The sequence below is a fragment of the Staphylococcus sp. AtHG25 genome, from assembly GCF_003217445.1.
Lineage (GTDB): Bacteria > Bacillota > Bacilli > Staphylococcales > Staphylococcaceae > Staphylococcus > Staphylococcus haemolyticus.
Map to the genome: position 1 here is coordinate 238,208 of NZ_QJSN01000001.1, position 18,590 is coordinate 256,797.

At 34.5% G+C, this 18,590-nt stretch carries 12 protein-coding genes and 6 pseudogenes; 5 read left to right on the forward strand and 13 right to left on the reverse strand.

Annotated features, from left to right (window positions below):
- Positions 1-7: 7 nt before the first annotated feature.
- Positions 8-1,204 carry a 3M3SH-releasing C-S lyase gene (locus tag BDW31_RS01085; protein WP_053024383.1) on the reverse strand — a complete coding sequence of 399 codons (1,197 nt, stop codon included), beginning with the start codon at positions 1,202-1,204 and terminating at the stop codon, positions 8-10.
- Between the two features lie 153 nt (positions 1,205-1,357).
- A pseudogene (locus tag BDW31_RS01090) lies at positions 1,358-1,870 on the reverse strand (DUF308 domain-containing protein).
- A gap of 185 nt (positions 1,871-2,055) precedes the next feature.
- Here BDW31_RS01090 and BDW31_RS01095 point away from each other — a divergent pair.
- Positions 2,056-2,742 carry a type 1 glutamine amidotransferase domain-containing protein gene (locus BDW31_RS01095; protein WP_011274547.1) on the forward strand — a complete coding sequence of 229 codons (687 nt, stop codon included), beginning with the start codon at positions 2,056-2,058 and terminating at the stop codon, positions 2,740-2,742.
- A 105-nt stretch (positions 2,743-2,847) separates the two neighbouring features.
- Here BDW31_RS01095 and BDW31_RS01100 read toward each other — a convergent pair.
- Positions 2,848-3,156: pseudogene (locus BDW31_RS01100) on the reverse strand (NAD(P)/FAD-dependent oxidoreductase); the annotation flags it as partial.
- Between the two features lie 2 nt (positions 3,157-3,158).
- Here BDW31_RS01100 and BDW31_RS01105 point away from each other — a divergent pair.
- A pseudogene (locus BDW31_RS01105) lies at positions 3,159-3,581 on the forward strand (FAD-binding protein); the annotation flags it as partial.
- A gap of 149 nt (positions 3,582-3,730) precedes the next feature.
- Entirely contained in the window at positions 3,731-4,129 is a 399-nt protein-coding gene (locus BDW31_RS01110; RefSeq protein ID WP_037550836.1) for a hypothetical protein, read from the forward strand.
- Positions 4,130-4,181: 52 nt separating this feature from the next.
- On the opposite strand, the gene BDW31_RS01115 is transcribed toward BDW31_RS01110, so the two are convergent.
- The 10 genes and pseudogenes from BDW31_RS01115 to BDW31_RS01165 form a co-directional block, all read right to left on the reverse strand.
- Complete coding sequence (locus tag BDW31_RS01115) at positions 4,182-5,885, reverse strand: ABC-ATPase domain-containing protein (protein ID WP_053024382.1); 1,704 nt, start codon at positions 5,883-5,885, stop codon at positions 4,182-4,184.
- Positions 5,886-6,114: 229 nt separating this feature from the next.
- Positions 6,115-6,891, reverse strand: a complete 777-nt coding sequence (locus BDW31_RS01120) for a glucose 1-dehydrogenase (protein WP_053024381.1) — start codon at positions 6,889-6,891, stop codon at positions 6,115-6,117.
- Positions 6,873-7,163 (reverse strand): annotated as a pseudogene (locus tag BDW31_RS01125) (MFS transporter); the annotation flags it as partial. The gene BDW31_RS01120 and the pseudogene BDW31_RS01125, both read right to left, overlap by 19 nt.
- Before the next feature lie 32 nt (positions 7,164-7,195).
- The gene (locus tag BDW31_RS01130; RefSeq protein WP_070485163.1) at positions 7,196-8,806 is read right to left on the reverse strand and encodes a xylulokinase; all 1,611 of its coding nucleotides are present in this window, start codon (positions 8,804-8,806) and stop codon (positions 7,196-7,198) included.
- Between the two features lie 179 nt (positions 8,807-8,985).
- Positions 8,986-10,020 (reverse strand): annotated as a pseudogene (locus tag BDW31_RS01135) (SDR family NAD(P)-dependent oxidoreductase).
- Positions 10,021-10,154: 134 nt separating this feature from the next.
- The gene (locus BDW31_RS01145) at positions 10,155-10,682 is read right to left on the reverse strand and encodes a YfiT family bacillithiol transferase (RefSeq protein ID WP_053024376.1); all 528 of its coding nucleotides are present in this window, start codon (positions 10,680-10,682) and stop codon (positions 10,155-10,157) included.
- A 151-nt stretch (positions 10,683-10,833) separates the two neighbouring features.
- Positions 10,834-11,073 carry a hypothetical protein gene (locus BDW31_RS01150; RefSeq protein ID WP_053024375.1) on the reverse strand — a complete coding sequence of 80 codons (240 nt, stop codon included), beginning with the start codon at positions 11,071-11,073 and terminating at the stop codon, positions 10,834-10,836.
- Positions 11,074-11,371: 298 nt separating this feature from the next.
- Positions 11,372-12,766, reverse strand: coding sequence for a YfcC family protein (locus BDW31_RS01155; RefSeq protein ID WP_016930542.1), 1,395 nt, complete (start codon positions 12,764-12,766; stop codon positions 11,372-11,374).
- A gap of 659 nt (positions 12,767-13,425) precedes the next feature.
- Positions 13,426-14,715, reverse strand: a pseudogene (arsB, locus tag BDW31_RS01160) (arsenite efflux transporter membrane subunit ArsB).
- Positions 14,716-14,934: 219 nt separating this feature from the next.
- Positions 14,935-15,339: a YjdF family protein gene (locus BDW31_RS01165; protein WP_053024374.1), complete on the reverse strand. Its 405-nt coding sequence runs from the start codon at positions 15,337-15,339 to the stop codon at positions 14,935-14,937.
- Positions 15,340-15,635: 296 nt separating this feature from the next.
- Here BDW31_RS01165 and BDW31_RS01170 point away from each other — a divergent pair, with 296 nt between their 5' ends.
- Together BDW31_RS01170 and BDW31_RS01175 are read left to right on the forward strand one after the other, a co-directional pair.
- Positions 15,636-17,243 carry a MutS-related protein gene (locus tag BDW31_RS01170; RefSeq protein ID WP_053024373.1) on the forward strand — a complete coding sequence of 536 codons (1,608 nt, stop codon included), beginning with the start codon at positions 15,636-15,638 and terminating at the stop codon, positions 17,241-17,243.
- A 165-nt stretch (positions 17,244-17,408) separates the two neighbouring features.
- The gene (locus BDW31_RS01175) at positions 17,409-18,590 is read left to right on the forward strand and encodes a DUF418 domain-containing protein (protein ID WP_053024372.1); all 1,182 of its coding nucleotides are present in this window, start codon (positions 17,409-17,411) and stop codon (positions 18,588-18,590) included.

Below are 18,590 nucleotides of genomic sequence, written 5' to 3' on the forward strand. Positions count from 1 at the left end.
CTCCTTTTTAAACTAATGCGTCTTTAATCTTTTGCAGTCCTTTTATCATGATTTCACGTGGAACAGCGATGTTTATTCTGATATGTCCTTCTGCGTTATGAACGAATTGTTCTTGTCCTTCAATGATAACGCCGGCGTGTTTGATGAAATATTTAGCGATTGGTTCATCTATGTGTTTTGCTTTAATGTAATAGCTTAGATCAACCCATGCGAGGTAGGTTGCTTCTGGAATTTTAAATTCTGCATGTGGCAGTTCTTGTTCTAAAAATTGTGCTAGGTATTTAAAGTTATCGTCTAGATAATCATTCATAGCAGCTAACCAGTCTTCGCCCTTTTCATAAGCTGCCTGTGTCGCAACGATACTTAATGGATTCTCAGAACTAAAGTGATGTAACTTCCATGTCTTTAATAATCTTCTATTCGGAATAATGATGTTTGAGAACATTAAGCCTGCTATATTAAATGCCTTACTTTGCGACATTGCGGTAACAATCTTATCGTAATCTGGCACTGCTTTAGCAAAAGGTACATGTGTTTGACCGTCACGTTTAATGTCGCAGTGAATTTCATCTGATATGATCCATACGTCATTATCGACCATAATTTGTCCCAATTGCTTTAATTCCGCTTCTGACCATACACGACCTGTTGGATTATGCGGATTAGCAAAAATACATAATTTAATATTTTCTGTTTCTACTTTTTGACGAACATCTTCAAAGTCGATTTCATAGTATCCATTATGATTTATCATCGGAGAATATACCGTCTTAATATTATTTTTATCACAAACCATTTTAAAAGGACCGTAGCTCGGTGTTAAAATCAACGCTTTATCGTCGTTGTCACAAATATAGCTTACAAGTTCAATTAAACCTGCAACAATCCCATGAGAAAATACAAGGTGATCTTGTGGAAATGTATAACCAAATCGTCGTTCTGTCCATGACACAAAAGCCTCATAATAATCTGTGCCAAATATGTTGGTATAACCTAGAATCTTTTTATCGAGTCTGTCTCTTATCGCATCTAACACAACTTCAGGTGTCGCGAAATCCATATCAGCTATCCACATACGAATCAGTTCATCATGTTCTTCTAAATCTGAAGTATCTGCGTCTCCAAATAAATAGCCTTTATAACCTTCTACATTCATCGCATTTGTAGAAAGACGGTCTATGATCTCATCAAAATTGTACGTCACATGAATGCCTCCTAGAATCATTGTTTAATAAGTCTTATTGTAATACTTCCCATTTATGAATTCACTTTTTAAGATTTCCACTTCTAAATATAAAAAGTGGGAGAAAGACAAAGAATTCATATAAAATTCTGCCCCTCTCCCTATTCCAAAAATTTACGCAAGTCCATCAATAACGTAAGTCACACCTAGAATTGCAAATGTGATGGCTATCATCGTTGATACTAGAATCATCCCCATCATAGGATTAAAAAGTAAAATAATTCCTAATAGTAAGCCTAAAACGTTAACAATGATAGATAGTCCCTTCAAACGGTTTTGTTTTGAAATGGTCATTAGTCCAATAACTGAACTTACAATAAACCATGCGGCAAACATAAATATGAATAAGGTTGAACTTGCCCCAACGTTAAATATCACAAGTAGTCCAAATATAATATCAATAATTCCTATGACAACAATTAATCCTGAACCGCTACCGGCAATCGCTCTCGCAGCACGACGGAATAATAGTTGAATCACACCATTAATAAGAATTTATAAGCCAATAAGCCAAGTAAGTGTGTAGAAATTTTTAACAGGATAACTGAAAATAATAACTGCAACAATTAATAGTAACGTTCCCATAATTAAGCTTGACCATTTTAATTTTCCATTGTCTTGTACCATTCAAAATCCTCCTCTCATTAAAAAATAGCCATTATATCAAGTATATTGAAGTTGCGTTGGACTAACAACGAATACATCTTACATCGTTTTACATGAAACATATTATATTTAATTCACGACTCTTCAGTTTCTTACTTTTCCGAAAAGGGTAGACTAAACGTAGTATAAAATTAGGAGGCGTATCAATGAATACAAAAAGAGCATTAGTTGTAGTAACAAGTGTAACGAAATATCCTGATATGAATCGTCCAACTGGATTATGGTTTGGTGAGGTTGTTCATTTCGCGGATGTCTTATATAAAAATGGTTATAAAGTACATTATATTAGTCCAGAAGGTGGCTATACTGCCATTGACCCTCAAAGTTTACAAGAAGATATGATGACAGATTTAGACTGGGAATATTATCAGAATAAAGACTTTATGACACGTCTTGGTCATACAGTTACACCTGACGCAGTTAAAGCTGAAAATTATGACGTCATTTATTTCGCTGGTGGTCATGGTACAATTTGGGACTTCAAAGATAATGAAGATTTACAAAAGCTAACTCAAGAAATTTATGAAAATAACGATGTTGTTGCTTCAGTTTGCCATGGTGCAATTGGCTTATTAAATGTAAAAGATGCTGAAGGTAAACATATTATCGATGGCAAAACGGTTACTGGCTTCTCAAATAGTGAAGAACAAGCAGTGGGCTTAGCCGACGTTGTTCCTTACCTTACTGAAGATGAACTTAAAAATCGTGGTGCAAACTATGAACAAGGTGATAACTGGACTGAGTTTGCAGTCGCTGATGGTCGCATTATTACTGGTCAAAATCCACAATCTGGTAAAGCCGTAGCAGAAAAATTCTTAGAATCACAAAAGTAAATTCTTAGACTGCCCGCATAGTAAAATTTACAAAGATGCCTACATGATTTGGAACAATAACGCTTTGATTCCAATATGTAGGCATCTTTATTTATCTATATTAAATTACAACATATTCACTTTTAACAAATCAATGACACCGCTAGAGGCACTAGGGAAAGCAAAGATTAATTTATTTAAATCTTGTGCTGTTATGCGTTGATTAATAATAAATACGAGTAAATTTACTAAATCAGCTGCATCGACGCCATATATATCTGCGCCAACAAGTCGTTTCTCTTCATCTAAAACGACATACATTTCTGCATCCGTTTCATTTTTATATTCAATTACCATTTGTTTACCAAAAGGAATATGTTTAACTGTGTAACGTTCATTTTGCTCAGCTTCTTGAACACTAACACCAATTTGAGAAAAATGACTTACTTGACTATGAAACAATCAAACATGAAATTAAAGCTCGCGACTTACAAATTGATAATCCATTCACTAAAGATCCACAAGTCGCATTTATCAATAATGCATATCAATTCTTAGGTGATAAACTCGTTCGTACTGCTAAACCTCATAAAATATTAAGTGGAAAAAACGGACGTTTAATTGCCATAAAATTAAATATCATTAGTCGTAAAACGCTCAGCGGTATTCAAACAAATCTCGATGACCAAGCACTTAATCCAAGCATGCAACCGATTCAAGTACTATACGCTGCTGGGGAAGCATCTAGTTTTGGTGGTGGCGGTGTTCACGGATATCGTTCATTAGAAGGTACTTTCCTAGGGATTTGTATCTTTAGTGGTATTCGTGCAACTGAAGGCATCCACCATCATATACAGTAAATTTCATAAATATACACTTCTAAAATAAAGTATTTTCAAAATGTATATCCCACCACTTTTTATGCATTTTGTTGTAAAATTATATCACATATTATTTTTTTAATTAATAGTTATCAATTTTACAATTTTTTGCAAAAGAAGGTGATGGTATGCCTCGCGATAGCTTGAAATCTTTGAAAAATAAAACTGTAACCGTAATAGGTCGAATTGAACATATTACTATAACACCTAAAGTAAAAATTCCAAACAAGCCTATTTTCTCAAAAATTTTATTATTAGATGTTAATATTGGCGGTCAGTATTTCGATCACGTTTGGGTTTATGCATCAAAGAGATACTTTCATAACCAAGAACCCTTTTTACAACAAGTTGTAAAGTTTAAGTCTAAAGTAACGCCTTATGTTAAACATGGCCAACGTGGCTACGTCGAAGATTATGGTATTGATTATGTCAAAAGCCTAAACATACTGCCTAATACGTCAATGGAAGAATATGACGAAAGATATTATGTTGATGATCTTACTGTAGACTTTTTCTTAACGAATTAAAAGCACATTGCAAAGCTTGATTAACTATCAAGTGCAATGTGCTTTTGTTATTTTATTTTACTTTTAAACCACGATAACGGTTCAATGTTCCGATAAATTCTTGCTTACGAGGAAGCGCTAAATTACCAGGATGTCCATCAAAGTTAGATATCGCTTCGATGCCTTCTTCGTCAATTAAGTCGTACATTTGATTCGTTGCATCAATAAGACTCTTATGATTATCTATAAGGTGATGTCTAAAGTAATTCATCATAACGGTCAACGCATTGGTTTGACTGTCATCCACTAATTGTTCTAAACCAGATATATCTATTGCATCTTTGCCGTACATCACTGTGTGTAGCCCTTTGGCTTTCATTCGATCATCTTTCCCTTTTTTAGAGAATGAAGCATCTAAAGGGACACGAGATGGAATCGCACCAAATTGCGTATTTGCCTGTAGGTCACGTTGGTATCCATCTGATTGAGCAATCTCTTTCACCTCAGTAGTTACATCTTTCAAATGATACTCATCCATCATCAAGACTTGATCGGCCACGTCAAAATAATCACCAGACCCACCAACAATTAGAATAGTTGAAACTTGATGCGCTTCAAAAAGTGGTCTCACTTTATTAGAAAATGGTGTTATTGGTTCTTTATCAGGCGCAATTAACTTCTGCATACGTCCATCACGAATCATAAAGTTCGTCGCCGATGTATCTTCATCAATAAGTAGCGTTGACGTTTGTGTTTCTAATGCTTCCATGACATTAGCTGCTTGTGACGTGCTCCCACTCGCATTGTCAGTCGAAAAGTGCGTTGTATCTTTCTTGCCAGGTAAGTTATCTATAAATGGACTGATGTTAACATTTTGAATTCCACGGCCATCTTCAGCTCGTATCTTCATAGCGTCATGACGCGTAATAACAAACTCACGACCATCATTTGGAATATGGTCATAGACACTACGTTCAAGCGCTTCTAATAGGGTCGATTTACCGTGATAACCACCGCCAACAATCAACGTTATGCCTTCAGGAATAGACATCCCTGTGACTGCCCGACCACTTGGTAAGTTGAATGTTGTTTCGAAAGCTTGCGGGCTCGTAAATTGAATAGCACCTTTCATTGGCTCATCGGATACACCGCTTTTTCGTGGTAAAATGGCGTTATTTTCGACAAAAGCGACTAAGTGTTGTTGTTCAAGTTGATTCCTAATATACGTTTGGTCTAATTTTAATGTTACTTGATGTTGAAGTGCTTGTTGATCAATATTTTGATACATGATAGCTTGATTTACTATCTTTGGTAAGCCATTTATAAGTGTATGGGCCGCAACTTTTCCAAGAATCTTACGTCCTGTTGCTGGCATACCAACTTCAATGCGCACTTCAATTTCTTTATCATTAATTACGACTGATGTACGTTCTAACATTTCTTGACCACAATGATCGATGAAAATTTTACCGTTTTTACCTGAACCTTTAACAGTACGATTAAATGCCGAAGTTTGATGGCCAAATGCTCTAGTTAAGAAATCTGATACTGCAATACGTTTGTCTTTCTCATCTAATAAATCACTTGGAATTTTGGCGACATCACGTTGAATGATAAGACGCATTTTTGAAGGTGGCGCATAAGGATCCACCTGTACATGATCGATTGCTAAGTGAAATTGATCAAAGGCATATATACCTTTCATTCGTTTATACGCTCCATATTTTTGTCCATCTAACGATTTTAATGTCTTTTCGAGATCTATCGAGCGCTTCATCATTATTCCTCCGTTCAGTAAGTGTCTATTCACAGTTTACCCAACCTAACCGGCACGCATAACTTCATTCAAGAAATTCTTGATTTGAATATAAAAAATGCATCTCAAGCATTGGATTTTCATCCTTCAGCTGAGATGCATATCATCGAATTATTAAAACCTCTCAAAAAATTATTTTCACTAATAATGAAAAAGTACAAAGACTCATCTTGCACTTTTCCAAATATAATTATAATGCAGTATAACCACCATCAATTGTAAATACGCTACCTTGTGCGAATGATGAAGCGTCAGATGCAAGGTATACAACAATGCCACCTAATTCTTCTGGTTCACCTGGACGACCCATTGGTGTCGCCTCCATCCAATAATCGATCATTTCGCATCCAGTATTAAACATTGGTTCAGTTAATGCCGTTTTCATGTATCCTGGCGCAATTGTGTTTACTTTGATGCCATATTTTGACCATTCCATTGCTAAACTTTTCGTTAACATGATAACGCCTGCTTTAGATGCATTGTAAGATGCTTGTTCTTGTGGTTTATTGGCAATTAATCCTGACATTGATGATGTATTAATGATTGAACCATAGCCTTGTTTTATCATTTGACGTCCTACTGCTTGTGCTACTAAGAAGACACCATTTAAGTTTAAGTTAATTACTTTTAACCAGTTTTCGTAAGATACGTCTTCTGCTTTTTCATTAATTGTCATACCAGCATTATTTACTAAGATATCAACTTTACCGTACTCATTCACGACATCGTCTACCATTTTGCTAACATCTTCTGGATTTGTAACATCTACTTTTAATGCTGTCGTTTTAACGCCTTCATTATCTGCAATTGCTTTTGCTGTTTCTTGAGCTAAATCTAATTTAATGTCTGCAATAACAATATCTGCACCTGCTTGTGCTAATGATTCTGCCATAGCTTTACCTAGTCCCATGGCACCGCCTGTTACGATTGCTACTTTACCGTTTACTTTAAATGGAAGATCATCCAAATAATAAACGCGAATGTCATCACACGTCGTGGACTGAAAATCTCAGCCATCACACCTGATAACCATGAAGCGATAGCTACGACTAAACCGTAAACGGTTAAGACATTGCCGGCTTCAGAATTATCAAAGCCAAGACTCATAATATATTTAGATAAAAATGCTTGCTCCATACCGTCTCCGGTCATAAAGATCGCTACGGCAATGTATCCCTATATTAATACCATAAGCAATCCTAGAAATTGACGTTCTCGTTTGTCTATCTCGTTCGCCATTTTAATCCCACTTTCTACCTTTGTTTTATTCATTATTTTTGTTCTGAATTAAATTGTTCATGTGCAAGACGTTCAAGTGGAATGCCTTGTTTAAAGCGTTCTGTATATTGCTCAAAGCTTGCAACTTCATCTTTAGTTGGTTCGATTGTCATTGATTCTGTTCCTTTAAACGCAAAGTCATTCAAATATGTTGCTAAATTTGATGTCTCTGTTTCAATCATGTATCTCGCCAATACTGCGATACCCCAAGCGCCACCTTCACTTGCAGTTTGCATAACACGAATAGGACTGTCTAAGGCAGCTGCTAAGAATGATTGCGCAACTTTTTCAGTTTTAAAGATGCCACCATGACCAAACATTGAATCAATATGAATATTTTCTCTTTCTTTTAATAAATCAATACCAATCTTCAACGTACTGAAAGCACTGTAAATATGTGTTTTCATTAAGTTAGCTAAGTTAAAGTTACTGTCTACTGATCGTACAAGCATTGGATAACCATGTTGTACATCTGTGATAAATTCACCAGAAATATAACCATATGACAATAACTTACCTAAATCTTCGTCACCTTTTAAGGCACGTTCAAATAATTTGGTGAACAATTCACCTTTATCGTATTTAACTCCCATTGTTTCAAATACTTCTCCAAACAAATCGACCCAAGCGTTTATATCTGATGTACAGTTATTCGCATGAATCATTGCTACTTCATAACCGTCTGGTGTTGTAACAATATCTACCTCTGGATAGACATCTTTGATTGGCTTTTCAAGGACAATCATCGAGAAGATACTTGTACCTGCTGAAATATTACCAGTTCTTGGTGCAACACTATTTGTAGCTACCATACCTGTAGATGCATCCGCTTCAGGTGCACATAATGGACATCCGGCTTGTAGCTCACCGTTTGGATCAACTAATTTCGCACCCGTTTCAGTAAGACGTCCGGCATACTCCCCTGCTACAACTACTTTAGGTAAGATATCTCTAACATCTTGTGTGTAACCCTTTTCAGAAAACTTCTTATTAAAGCGTTCAATAATATCGTCACGATAGTCTTGTGTCCCACTATCAATTGGGAACATACCAGACGCATCTCCAATACCTAATACTTTCTCATCGGTTAGATACCAATGTATGTATCCCGCAAGTGTCGTCATATAGCTTACTTTCTCAACGTGCGCTTCTTGATCTAATGCAGATTGATAAAGTTGTGCAATACTCCAACGTTCAGGAATATTCACTTGAAAGTCCTCTCGTAAGATTTCAGCTGCTTTATTAGCATTGTTATTACGCCACGTTCTAAATGGAATGAGTAAATCGTCATTGTCATCAAACGGTAAATAGCCATGCATCATACCACTAATACCTAAAGAAGCAAGTTGTTTCACGGTTGCATCGTATTTCTCTTTTAACTCTTGAGTCATTGCGCCATATGCTTTTTGAATGCCTACCCATGCATCGTTCATCGAATACGTCCAATAACCATTACAGTAACTGTTCTCCCATTCGAATGAACCTGTTGCGAGGGTTTGACATTGGTCATCAATCCCAATTGCTTTAATACGCGTTGAACCGAACTCAATACCCACTGTTAAATGACCATCTTCAATAAATTGTTTGATTTGTGTATTATCCATCGTTTCACCTTACTTTTTATTATGAAAACGTTATCATATACTAATCCTAGCATATGTATTTTTCATGAAACAAGAAAAAAGAAAGCGTTTTCTAAATTTGTAAGTAAAAAGACACCTTTATCTTCTATTTACAACAATGAAGGTAAAAGTGTTTGCTTAAATGTATTATTCAATTATGTTTATTTTAAAATGTGATAGTCTCTCATACAGTCAACAGATGCTAGAATGACTTCTTCTTGAGTGTAACTTGGCGTCCAACCTAAAACATTTCGTGCTTGCTGATTACTAACATTTCTATTCATTTCAAGTAATAACTTACCTTCTTGTGCTTCACTATTAAATCTAGCGCCTAGCTTAATTGCGAAATCTGGAATGGTCTTAGTTGAAACTTTACTTGCTAATTCAGGGCGTTCTTTTTTAATTAATTGTGCGATTTCAGGCATAGAGATTTGTCCATCTGCAGTGGCGATAAAACGTTTACCATTTGCTTCTGGCGTCTTCATTGCCAAAACATGTAATTGTGCAACGTCTCTGACATCTACGATATTCATTGGAATATTAGGGATACGTTTCATTTTGCCACTAGCAATATTTTCTACAAATTGAAAACTTAATGACATATGTTGATTTAATGATGGTCCAAGTATAGCAACAGGATTGATTGTCGCAAACTCAATGTGATTTTCAGTAGCATTCACAAAGTCCCACGCTGCTCGCTCAGCAATTAATTTAGACTTCTCATAAACAGAAAGTCCTTTTTCATTTGGATTAGTCCAATGTTCTTCTGCTGTCACACTAGATTTATCTTTATTACTAAATCCTACTGCGCCAAAGTTTGCAGTCATTATTACACGTTTCACATTCGTTTTCTCGGCAGCTCTCAAGATACGCTGAATACCTTCAACGGCTTGTTTATTGATCGATTGTTCATCAGTTACGCTAACACTACCCATCACTACAGACGATGCTACACTCATCACATAGGTGCAATCTTTCATAGCATCTTCCCAGTTATCATCTTTAGATAAATCCGCTACAACAAATGCTAAATTTTACGTATCAATATTTTGTGCCTTTAATGTTTCTAAAATAGTATCTTTCTTAGATAACGAACGAATTGTTGCACGTACACTATAATCTTGCTTTAATAATTCCGCGGCAATACGTAAACCTAAAAAACCTGTCCCTCCAGTTACTAAAACTTGTTCCTTCATGAAACTTCCTCCCCTATCTTTCTCTTGGTAGGTACAGATTATAACAGTTTTATCATATTAGTTTGATGAATTACGCTTGCTTTTGACAAAGTTCATTCTTAAGTTGTAGACGCTCAACTCTATAACTGTATTTGCTACTCTTTTGATACGCCTTGGTCGGATAATGCAATCTTAATGTGCTCTAAATGATGACGCTCATGCCATGATAATTTCGCAAGTAATTCTGAAACCGGTACATTGCTACCATCTGATAGCTTGATAGAACGATTTAATTCACCTTCAGTAACATGATTTCCCATCTCTACAACGCGTTGGTTGAGTCCCTCTAAAATAATAATTGAAACTTGCATAGGTAATTTAGAGTCTGGCAACTCTGCCCAACGTTCTTGATTAAACATGAACGCCGTTACGTCATCTTCAGTCAGTGCCATTTTCAATCTTTCATACAAATTAATCTGAGAATCTGCAATATGATGTACTAATTGTCTAACCGTCCAACTTCCTTCTCGATAACAACGTTCTAACTGCTCATCACTCAATTGATGAACCGTTTCCTTCAACTGATCACTATATGCTTCAATTTCACTCATCCATTGTTTCACATCAATTAATGTTGAATTTGTTGGCGCTTCAAATTCTCCTATTGGAAATCTTACATCCATTATAAATCCCCCTTAGCTATCTTTATCTATACCTTCTATATACCCTTATTAAGGATAAATAAAAAAGAAGCGAGTACAGAAATTAATCATTACATTAATTTCTATCCCACTTCCTCTGGAAATTTAAGATATATATAATTTTCTCAAAATATTAAGCTAATAATAAAGGGCTTGAGAAAATAACTAAAAATACAATATTTAAAATTAACATTGTAATATTTATGGCTTTATTGCCTTTCAAGATGCCTAAGACATTTGCAATAATAGCTAATAACATCACAAACAATCCTGGAAGAAACCAGAACATGCTCGTAAAAATGATAGAAACTACTAATAAAAATGATAATAAGCATAAAATACCTGAAACTAAATTAATACTATTTAAGTTCATAAGTTGCTCCTTTCAATTGGTGTTACACAGTATTATATACTAAAACTATTTTGAATTGAGCAAAATCTTTATAACAAAATCGACACATTTTTGTTATGTGTTGTTTTATAGATTTTTATAATCTTTTAAACAATTGATAAATTCAAGCATTTAAAGGGCGGGTTCCTATTTATTTAGAAACCCGCCTTTACATTGTTATGACAGCGTTTGTTAGACGTACTTCCTACTAACTTCAGACAAGCGTCAGTCTTACCTGTCAAGCCTTTAAACAAATTTCCAAGTGCTTCTTGAGAAATTTTTAATAACCAATTATAAGCGCAATCGACATCGCCACAGCACAAATAATTACCCATAATAGTATCAACTTCCACACAAATTTAATCCATTGAGTATAAGTAATTCGTCCAACAGCTAATGCTCCCATTAAGATTGCTGAAGTTGGGAATAAAATGTTACTGATTGAATCACCATATTGGAAAGCGAGTACCGTTAACTGACGATTAATATGCAGTAAATCTGATATTGGTACCATTAATGGCATTGTTGTTAATGCTTGACCCGATCCAGATGGTATAAAGAAATTAAGTAAGAACTGTAATATAAACATAGCAATAATAACAAATGAAGCTGGTATATCTGATAGCAATGTTGTCATGCCATGAACAATCGTATCGATGATTTTACCATTTTCCAAAATAACAACGATTCCTTTAGCGAATCCAACAATCATTGCGCCAAATAAAATGTTCTGCATTCCTTCAATTAATGCGTCAAATGTACCATTTAATCCAAGTCCGCTTACTAAACCTGCAACAATACCAGCAAGTAAGAAATTGGCGCTCATCTCATTAAACGTCCAATCGAATACAAATATGCCAAATACGTTAAATAGAATTGTAGCAACTATAATAAGTAAGCTAGCTGCTTGTCTCTTACTAAAGTGTTGATAAGTGATTTCTTGAATAATATGACCTTCTTCTTTTTCTAGCTCATACACAATACTTTTTGACTTATCTTTCTTCACTTTACGTGCATATAACATAACTGTAGAAATGGCTGCAGTTAAGATAAATAAATAGATAATTGTACGTAAACCCCAGCCTGAGAACATTGGTAGTTCAGCAACGGTTTGTGCCACACCAACTGTAAAGGGATTTAACATACCTCCACTGAAACCACTGGCAGCACCTAAAATAACCATTGCAGCACCTGTTAAGGCGTCGTAACCTAATGTTCGAGCGATTATAATGCCAATTGGAACAAAGATAATTGTTTCTTCTGCTAATCCAATTGTAAATCCTAATATAGAGAATATCGTCATCGTCAATGGAATCATTAGGAAATTGGCCTTCCCTAACATTCTCATTGCTTTGTTTACACCATTTTCGAAAGCACCCGTCTTATGAATAATGCCAAAGGCACCACCTACTAGGAATATATAGAATACGATTTCTCCGCCACTGATTAGTCCTTCAGGAATTGACCTGAATATTTCGAGGAAATTGACATTTGCCGATTCCACAGTATGGTATGTTCCTGAAACGACAAGTGTTTGATCACCTTTCTTTTCACGCGCATATTCACCAGCTGGAATAATGTAAGTTAATAACCAAGCTAGAAAAATAACAAACATTAATAAAGCATATGTATGAGGCGTCTTAAACTTAAATTTCTTATGCTTCTTTTCTTCCATAACTCATCAACACCTTAAATAGAATAGAATGTATATCATCAGATGATTATATACATCATACCCTATTTATCATATGATATACATTTACAATTTAAATTACATTTGTTATTTTTATCATTTCAGCGATGTGCTAAACCTATAAATACTTACAATTAATGCTTTCACATTCTCAACTCAATAGAATTAGAATATTTATACGTTCAAGATACTATGAATCTCTATTTTCACAAACATATATACTCGTTTAAATGTAATTAGCATATTGTACTTACAAATCAACTCTAAAACGTAAAAAAATGAGATAGACGGATCATAGACGAAACATCCGTTACCTCACTTAAGTTATTCTCACTAAACTAATCAATTATCTTTAAAAAGTATACTTCCAATTAATAGTGACGAAATATGTATATTCAACTATGTATATATCTAAGCCTTATATTACAAGGAGGTTAGACTGCACGGTGTATAAAAGTTAGCAATTAACTGTTTGAATGGTCGATTTATACATTAACATTTTGGGATGGTGAGCAATCTAACTTCTCTTGAATATACTTTACAATAGTATCAAAAAATTCAAACCCTATGTTTGTCTATTCTCAAAAGATACGTATGAATGCCTAACTGTTATTCCCATTGCGAATTATGATTTTCACCTTTTAAAAAATGAGTAATGTAAGAAATAGTCCTAGCAACGTGAAAAAGAGTACTGGAATCGTAATGACTATTCCTGTTTTAAAGTAAACGCCCCATGATATTTTGACATCTTTTTGAGCTAAAACGTGAAGCCATAATAAAGTGGCTAATGAACCTATAGGTGTAATCTTCGGACCTAAGTCAGACCCTATTACATTCGCATAAATCATACCTTCTCTAAGGATACCTGTCACTTGTGATTGATGTATTGCTATCGCATCAATTAAAACGGTCGGTAAGTTATTCATGATAGATGATAAAATTGCAGAGATAAAACCTACGCCCATAATGCTAGTAAATAAACCATGCGCAGATATAGATGCAAATATATGACCTAAGATGGTTGTAATGCCAACATTTTTAAGTCCAAATACGACTAAATACATACCTAATGAAAAAATCACGATATTCCATGGCGCACCTTTGATTACTTTTCCAGTAGAAACAACATCTGATTGGCGTGCCAAGAGTAGTAAGATAATAGCGACAATTCCGGCAATCAGAGACACTGGTACGTGTATAAACTCACTGACAAGATAACCTATTAATAATATTACTAAAACAAGCCAAGATATGCGAAATAGTTTCTGATCTTTAATCGCGGCACCAGGACTTTAAACCTTTCGAATATCAATGGTCTTTGGAATCGTTGTTCGAAAATAAATCCATAATACAATGATACTTGCTAGAAGTGAGAATATATTTGGTATTAGCATATGACTCAAATATTCTACAAATCCAATGTAGAAGTAATCCGCAGAAACAATATTCACTAAGTTACTCACCGTAAAAGGTAACGACGTTGCATCAGCGATAAAGCCACTTGCGATAATGAAAGGAAAGATCACTTTCTTACTAAATCCAAGATGACGTACCATCGCTAAAACGATTGGCGTTAAGATAAGTGCAGCACCATCATTCGCAAAAAATGCTGCCACTATCGCACCGAGGAGCATAATGTAAACAAACATTCTGAAACCGTCCCCTTTAGATGCTCGAACCATATGTAATGCAGCCCATTCAAAGAAACCAATTTCATCCAGAATAAGTGAAATCAAGATGACAGCGACAAATGTTAAAGTTGCGTTCCAAACAATATCTGTTACTTCCACGATGTCAGACCAACCAACAACTCCTGTAATAAGTGCTAAAACTGCGCCTACAACAGCAGTAATTCCTATATCTAGTCCTTTAGGTTGCCAAATAACAAAAATCAAAGTAATAACAAAAACGAGAATGGCTAAAAAAGTCATCATAAACGTTCACCTACAAAATGTCGTTGATGGCGATGTGAATAATGAGTTATAGATGATATATATTTATCTTTCATATCAGTCAAATCCTCCTATGTCATCAATAAGCATATCATGAGCAATGACATGAAATCTATGTGGCAAAGTTATAAGGCGAATGATTAAATAAAAATAGAACCTCATACATATAAAATGTTTGAGATCCTATTTTCGCGAGACTCAATGTCCCTTTTTCTTTTGCTTATTTTTTTGAACTTTAAGCTGTCGTTTGCATGCTTTTGTCTGTTCTTTCTTTAATTTCTTACTCTTTTTACTTTGCACTTTTTTCATTTCTTGCTCTTTTTTGATTGCTTTTTGAGCATAAGTAGAAGTTTTAGGTTGTTTCTGTTCTTTAGCAACTTGCCTTTGTAAACGTTTAGGATTTACTTTTTTTGGTTTCTTTTTTTCAATGGAAACTTTCGTTTGATTTATCAATTCATCTAAATGACCATAAATAAAATTAAAAATTTCAGCACTATTTGGCTCAGTTCCAAAGGTAAATTTCACCAACTTAACCCTATCTTCTTCCCTATATTCAACCAATCCTATGAAAAACTGACCATCATGAAATATTGATAATTCCAATGATTGTCCCTCCTCTATATATAACTTGAAATGAGGGACGACCTGAGGAGGAAGGTTACTGACAAATGATTACATTTGCATTGGGACTACCAACCCAATTGTGTTTTTACATTTCTCTATAAGCATAACTGATGTACACTAAGAAACCAATATGAAGCAATTAAAAATTTAATCATTTCGATGTGTATAAACCTCTAATGTATGAATTGAAATTTTTTATCTTATCTACTTTTGTTAATTGCATAAAATTATGAAATAATTGTGTAGATGATTTAATTTTTATAAGGAGTTTAGTTATGAATATTTATCAGACCTATGCATTATTGGTAATCGGTATTATCATATTAGGCTTGATTGTAAATGTTGTTGTGACAATAATAGACAAGAGGAAATTGATCAACCACATACATACACTTTGGCGTAATAAGAAGCCTATTGAGAACTTCATACGCCCAAATTCCCACTTCGATTATCAATTCAAACTCAAACGTGAACAACATAACAACCTCATCGATGATAAAACGTGGTCAGATTTAAATATGGAAGAAATCTTCCATCATAGTAACTTTAACTTCACGGCTATTGGGGAAATGCGTTGGTTTGCCACATTACGCAATATGTTTAAGGTTAATAACAAACAACTATTAGACCAATTTAATAATGATGAAACATTTAGGGTCAATGTATCTTATCATCTCGCTTCTATTGGTAAAGTGGTGTACCCTATCTTCCCTGATCAACTTAAAGCAATAAAGCGAAATAATTTATTTATGATTTGTCCATTTCTACCATTTATTGGACTCATTATTTGTTTCATTTCTCCATCAACTGGAGTACTTATAACTTTATTTTCGATTCTACTAAATATTGTATTATCCGGTACCCTGAAACGTACTTATGATCAAGATTTAAAGTCATTATTCTATACAGCGAAAGTCCTTAAGGAAGGTTATCATCTCGACCAAATTAAAGGCACACCAGAAATTAATACGAACTTTAGTCACTTTAAAGGGGCACGTTTATTTAGTGGTCTACTAGGTAAAGTGGGCGATCAAGATATCGGCGGCGCATTTATCATGTTACTCAAGATGGCATTCATGGTAGATTATTTCCTTTTTCATATCATCCAGCATACGTATTATCGATATCAAGACGAGGTAATGGCCTGCTATGACTATGTAAGCACCTTAGATAATCACTATTCATTAGCCATGTATCGACGCACATTAGACACTTATTGTGAGCCGACTGCCTTTTCAAATGAGCAAACATTAACATTCACTAATTTGATTCATCCTTTACTGGAAAATGCAGTCCCAAACGACCTCGACATTAACCACAATATTCTACTAACGGGGTCGAATGCATCAGGAAAATCAACATTTATGAAAGCTGTAGCAATTAACCTTATTCTTGCACAAACGATAGAAACTGCGACGGCGGATGCGTTTAGCTATCGTCCCGGCTTAGTTTATACGTCAATGGCTAATGCCGATGATGTTCTGTCGGGCGATAGTTACTTCATGGCTGAGTTGAAATCTATTCGTCGTCTTTTCGATATAGAGACGCATATGCCAGTGTACTGTTTCATCGATGAAATCTTTAAAGGCACGAATACAACTGAACGTATTGCAGCATCAGAATCTGTATTATCATATTTGAATCATCAACCAGAGTACAGAATTGTAGCAGCGACACATGATATCGAACTTTCAGAATTATTAAAGGACAATTATCAAAACTATCACTTTAATGAAACGATTGAAAACGATGAAATCCACTTTGATTACAAGATTAAAAAAGGTAAAGCGAATACGAGAAATGCAATTGAATTGTTGCGAATTACTAACTTCCCTAACAAAATCTACAAAAGAGCTAAGGATCAGGTTAAAGATTTGTATTAACATTGTTTAATGTAAAACATTATCTATATAAGTGGGATGATGAGATCAAATTGTGATTTTGTCACCACGCTTCTTTATAGTTTAATTGATGATTTAAGGTAGATTTAAGACGAAATTATGCTAGATTTTATCATTATTGTTTACTGTGAGTATTGAGGTGACATTATGAAACGAATTACAATTGCTGATAGTTTAAGAGGGTTCAGCTTATTAGGTATATTTCTTGCTAATCTACTTATATTTCAATTTAGTTTATCTGGCAAAGACTACATCGAACATTTCCATTTAAACCCTGTAAACCAAGGAATATTCAACCTTATCATCATACTTGTTGAAGAAAGTTTTTTACCTATTTTTGCAATACTGTTTGGCTTTTCGATGGATAAACTTTATCAGTCTATGAAATTAAAAGGATTGCCACGGCCTAGATTAAAATTATTACGTCGTGCCATTTTCTTACTTATATTAGGCTTTATCCATGCAAGTTACATATGGGAAGGCGATATATTATTGGCTTATAGTTTAGCTATGTTATGTGTAATACCTTTTATTTCACTAAGTACCAAAGCTTTCAAATGGTTTAATATTGTAATTATTTCTCTCATGCTCGTGATGGGTATTTGGTCTATGTTTGATGATTCAAAAGCGTCTACATCATCTGACAAATATGATTCAGCTTCATATATTCATAAAGTGCAAAAGATTTATACAGAAGGTAGTTATAACGATATCCATCACGTAGATGATATAGCGACATCTCCTAAATTTGCGGAGTTAGAAGATCAATTAGGTGATAATAAAGGTGCTATCTTCTTGATAGCTATACTTTTTGAAATACCATTATTCACTTTAGGAATCTTTCTTTCTAGATGTGGTTGGTTCGAGAAAGATGCAAGGCACTTTTGGTCGTCGAAACTATTTATATACCTTATTCCAGTATCTATTATTGCCAAATCAACTCTACTTTGGTTAGGCAACGACAAAATTTCAGGAACGCTTGTAGCTATATTTGGACCTGTTTTATCTTTAGGTTACATGAGTTTATTTAAATATTTATATCAACACTATGAGAAACATCCAATTTTTAAAGGTTTGGAAAATGCCGGCAAAATATCTCTTACCGTTTACATTACACAAAGTATCATTGGTACACTCATCTTCTATAGTTACGGTCTAGGATTATTTGGCAAAGATATACTCATTTACACAAGCATTTTATTCGTATTTATCTATATTGTTTTAGTGCTATTAGCAACATTGCATCAAAGACACTTCCGATATGGTCCATTAGAATATCTCCTACGCATGTTCACATATTGGAAATGGCATGTAGGTAAACGTAAATAG

Excerpts from the sequence above, each read along its gene's own strand:
- BDW31_RS01170 (WP_053024373.1), top strand. The coding sequence starts at position 15,636 with ATGAATATTTATCAGACCTATGCATTATTGGTAATCGGTATTATCATA.
- BDW31_RS01095 (WP_011274547.1), top strand. The coding sequence starts at position 2,056 with ATGAATACAAAAAGAGCATTAGTTGTAGTAACAAGTGTAACGAAATAT.
- BDW31_RS01110 (WP_037550836.1), top strand. The coding sequence starts at position 3,731 with ATGCCTCGCGATAGCTTGAAATCTTTGAAAAATAAAACTGTAACCGTA.
- BDW31_RS01145 (WP_053024376.1), bottom strand. The coding sequence starts at position 10,682 with ATGGATGTAAGATTTCCAATAGGAGAATTTGAAGCGCCAACAAATTCA.
- BDW31_RS01115 (WP_053024382.1), bottom strand. The coding sequence starts at position 5,885 with ATGAAGCGCTCGATAGATCTCGAAAAGACATTAAAATCGTTAGATGGA.
- BDW31_RS01130 (WP_070485163.1), bottom strand. The coding sequence starts at position 8,806 with ATGGATAATACACAAATCAAACAATTTATTGAAGATGGTCATTTAACA.
- BDW31_RS01150 (WP_053024375.1), bottom strand. The coding sequence starts at position 11,073 with ATGAACTTAAATAGTATTAATTTAGTTTCAGGTATTTTATGCTTATTA.
- BDW31_RS01175 (WP_053024372.1), top strand. The coding sequence starts at position 17,409 with ATGAAACGAATTACAATTGCTGATAGTTTAAGAGGGTTCAGCTTATTA.
- BDW31_RS01155 (WP_016930542.1), bottom strand. The coding sequence starts at position 12,766 with ATGGAAGAAAAGAAGCATAAGAAATTTAAGTTTAAGACGCCTCATACA.